This is a genomic window from Streptomyces sp. NPDC019937 (assembly GCF_040631655.1).
Taxonomy (GTDB): domain Bacteria; phylum Actinomycetota; class Actinomycetes; order Streptomycetales; family Streptomycetaceae; genus Streptomyces.
In genome coordinates this window covers 1-4,079 of record NZ_JBEYAL010000105.1, presented here as the reverse complement: position 1 = coordinate 4,079, position 4,079 = coordinate 1, and the positions used below count along the sequence as shown (strand labels likewise).

Sequence of the window (4,079 nt, the reverse complement as noted above, 5' to 3'; positions counted from 1 at the left end):
GCCATGGTGCCGCCGGTGGGGAGTTGGCCCATGAGGGTGGCGCGTGCGGCTACGAGGTGGCAGGCGTCGGGGAGGTCGAAGACGCCGGCGATGTGTGCGGCGGCAACCTCGCCGATGGAGTGGCCGATGACGGCGTCCGGATAGATGTTCATGGAGGCGAGGAGCCGGGCGAGGGCGATGTGGAGGGCGAAGAGTCCGGCTTGGGCGTAGGTGGTGTGGTCCAGCAGCTGTGCCTGTTCGGGGTCCTGGCTGAAGACGACGTTGCGTAGCGGATGCTCCAGGTGAGGGTCCAGGAGTGTGCAGACCTCGTCGAAGGCTTCGGCGAAGACCGGGAATCGGTCATACAGCGCCGCACCCATGCCGGGACGCTGGGTGCCCTGACCGCTGAACAAGAACACCGTCTGACCCGAAGTACTCGCCGGCCCTCCGGGATGTACGACGGCTGGGTGCGCCGCACCGGTGGCCAGGGCCTGCAAGCCCGCCGTCAGTTCTTCGTGGCTTTCGCCGACGATGACGGCTCGGTGGTCGAAGAGTGAGCGGGTCTTCAGCAGTGACCAGCCCACCTCCACCGGCGATACGTCGTCCACAACGCTGACGTGCTCGGCCAGAGCCGCCGCCTGCCCGCGAAGCGCCTCTGCGCTGTGCGCGGACACCAGCCACGGAACGGCACCGCCGGCGGTGGGAACCGGCGCTCCCGCGTGGGGGGCTTGCTCCAGGATCAGGTGCGCGTTCGTACCCGAGATGCCGAACGACGACACGCCCGCCCGGCGTGGCTCTTCTCCCTCCGGCCAGGGGACCGGCTCGGTGAGCAGCCGTACGTCGCCTTCGGACCAGTTCACGTTGGGCGTCGGCTGGTCGATGTGCAGCGAGGCGGGCAGCAGCCCGTGCCGCATTGCCATCACCATCTTGATCACACCGGCCACACCGGCAGCCGCCTGGGTGTGGCCGATGTTGGACTTGATGGAGCCGAGCCACAGGGGGCGATCGTCCGGCCGGTCCTGTCCGTACGTGGCGAGCAGCGCCTGGGCCTCGATCGGGTCGCCGAGGGTGGTCCCGGTGCCATGTGCCTCGACCGCGTCCACCTCGGACGGGGTCAGCCGGGCGTTGGCGAGGGCCTGGCCGATGACCCGCTGCTGGGAGGGCCCGTTCGGTGCCGTCAGTCCGTTGCTCGTGCCGTCCTGGTTGACGGCCGAGCCCCGTACGAGTGCCAGTACGCGGTGGCCGTTGCGCCGGGCGTCCGACAGCCGTTCCAGCAGGACGAGGCCCACACCCTCGCCCCACACCATGCCGTCGGCGGCCGCGGCGAACGGCTTGCACCGGGCATCGGGGGCCAGGCCGCGCTGGCGGGAGAACTCGATGAACGCGCCCGGGGTGGCCATCACCGTCACCCCACCGGCCAGGGCGAGGGTGCATTCGCCCTGCCGTAGCGCCTGGGCGGCCAGATGCATGGCCACGAGCGACGACGAACAGGCTGTGTCGACCGTGACCGCGGGCCCTTCCAAGCCGAACGAATACGCCACCCGGCCGGACACGACGCTGCCGATGTTTCCCGTGGCGACGTAGCCCTCGACATCGCTTGCCGTATCGCCGGTGAGCGACAGATAGTCCTGGGAAGTGACTCCGGCGAATACCCCGGTGTTGCTGCCGCTCAGTGCGTCGCGGTCGAGTCCCGCGTTTTCGAAGGTCTCCCATGCGGTTTCGAGGAGCAGTCGCTGCTGGGGGTCCATGGCGAGTGCTTCGCGCGGGCTGATGCCGAAGAACGCCGCATCGAACGCGGGTGCGTCGTGAAGAAAGCCGCCCTCGCGGACGTAACTCGTACCCGTGTGGTCAGGGTCGGGGTGGAAGAGCGTGTTCAGGTCCCAGTGCCGGTCGGTGGGCATTTCGCTGATGGCGTCGTGACGTGTGACGACCAGCTCCCACAGATCCTTCGGGTTGCGTGCGCCACCGGGATAGCGACAGGCCATTCCGACGATCGCGATCGGTTCGTCGAGCGCGGCCGCGGTGGGGGCGTGGGTGGCGACCGTCGTCCGCTGCCCCGTGATGTCGGCACATAGGTGGGTCGCGAGGGTGTGCGGTGTGGGGTGGTCGAAGATGAGGGAGGGCGGAAGGTCGATGCCGGTGAGGGTGGCGAGCTGGTTACGGAGTTCGACGGCGGTGAGGGAGTCGAACCCCAGCTCCTGGAACGGCTGGGTGAGTGGGATGGCCTCGGGCCCGGCGTGGCCCAGGATGGCGGCCGCCAGGGACTGGATCTGGTGCAGGAGAAGCTGATGCTGCTGAGCGGGGGTGCTCGTATCGAGCTGCTGGCGCAGCGGTGTGACAGCGGACGGGGCACGGCGATGGTCCGCAGGCTGTACGGCGGGCTCGATCAGATCGGAGAGCAGCGGACTGGGCCGTTGCGCCGTGAAAGTGGTCGGGAACTTCTCCCAGTCGATGTCCGCGATGGTGACGGTGGTGTCGCGATGGTTGAGCGCGTGGTGGAGCGCCGCGACCGCGAGATCGGGGTTGAGCGGAGCCAGCCCGCGCCGCCCGTAGAAGGAGAGCGCCGTTTCGTCGGCGGCCATGCCCGCGTCGCTCCAGGGTCCCCAGGCGATGCTGGTGCCGGGAAGTCCTTGGGCACGGCGGTGTTGGGCGAGGGCGTCGAGGTAGGTGTTGGCGGCGGCGTAGGCGGCTTGACGGCTGCCGCCCCAGGAGGCGGCGCCGGAGGAGAAGAGGACGAACGCGCTGAGGTCGAGTCCCCTCGTGAGCTCATGCAAATGTTTGGCGGCCAGGGCCTTGGGCTCCATCACATGCCGGAGGCGTTCCGGCTGGAGATCGGCGATCAGCTCGGTGTCGGAGGCACCGGCGGCGTGGATGACGGTGGTGAGGGGGTGTTCGGCGGGAATGGCTTCGATCAGCTGGTGCAACGCGTCCCGATTCGAGACGTCGCAGGCGGTGATGGTGACGGTGGTGCCGAGGTCGGTGAGTTCTTGGGTCAGCTGGTCGGCCCCGGGGGCGTCGGGGCCGGTGCGGCTGGTGAGGTGGAGGTGTGGTGCGCCGTTGCGGGCGAGCCAGCGTGCGATGTGGGAGCCGAGCCCGCCGGTACCGCCGGTGATCAGCGTCGTACCGCTCGGCTGCCACGGAACACGGCTCGCGGACGGCAGGGGAGCGCGACCGAGGCGACGGGCATACGTGCCGGTGGTGCGGATCGCGGCCTGATCCTCGGGCTGCCCGGGCGCGAGTAGCGCCGCGAGACGGTCGGAGGTGTGGTGATCGATGACGGTCGGGAGATCGATCAGGCCGCCCCAGCGGCGGGCGTGTTCCAGCGCGGCCGCGCGGCCGAACCCCCAGGTCTGCGCCTGGCACGGACTGGGGAGCGGATCGGCGGGATGGATGGCGACGGCACCCTGGGTGAGACACCACAGGGGCGCGGCGACCTCGGCGTCACCGAGCGCCTGGACGAGGGCGGTGGTGGCGACGAGCCCGGAGGGAACCGCGGCGTAGGCGGGGTGCGGCTCCTGGGCGAGCGCGAGCAGACTGACGACCCCTGCCGGCTCGCTGTCGGCGGTGAGCCGGGTGAGTTCTTCCACCAGACCATCGCGATGGGCTTGACGGGGGTCGAGCGTGTGGGGGAGGGGAGTGGCGCCGTGGGTGGTGAGGGCTTGTACGACGGTCGCTACGGCCGGGTGGTCGGTGTGGTCGGACGGGATGAGCAACAGCCAGGTGCCGGCGAGCGCGGTGGGTGTGGCGGGCGCGGAAAGTTGCGTCCAGGTGGTCCGGTACCGCCAGGAATCGATGACCGCTTGTTCACGATGCTGTCGCCGCCAGGCAGACAGAGTCGGCAGCACGGCGCCCAACATGGGGTGCTGTTCGACGGGGGAGTCGAGGGTCGCGGCGAGAGATTCCACATCCTCGCGCTCCACGGCTTCCCAGAACGCCCGGTCCGCTTGCGTGGTCTCGGTGACATCCGTGGCCGTCTTGGCAGAGGCCAACCAGAAGTGCTCGCGTTGGAAGGCGTAGGTGGGTAGTTCGATGGTGCGGGGGGTTGGGGTGGCGGGGTACCAGGGTGTCCAGTCGACGGTGTTTCCGGTGGTGTGGAGTCG

1 protein-coding gene is annotated in these 4,079 nt (G+C 69.6%); it reads right to left on the bottom strand.

The genetic code is table 11. The features are described from left to right. The coding region (locus ABZ562_RS41010) for an SDR family NAD(P)-dependent oxidoreductase (protein WP_361490533.1) at positions 1-3,968 on the bottom strand (3,968 nt) is incomplete at its 3' end. Between the last annotated feature and the right edge of the window lie 111 nt (positions 3,969-4,079).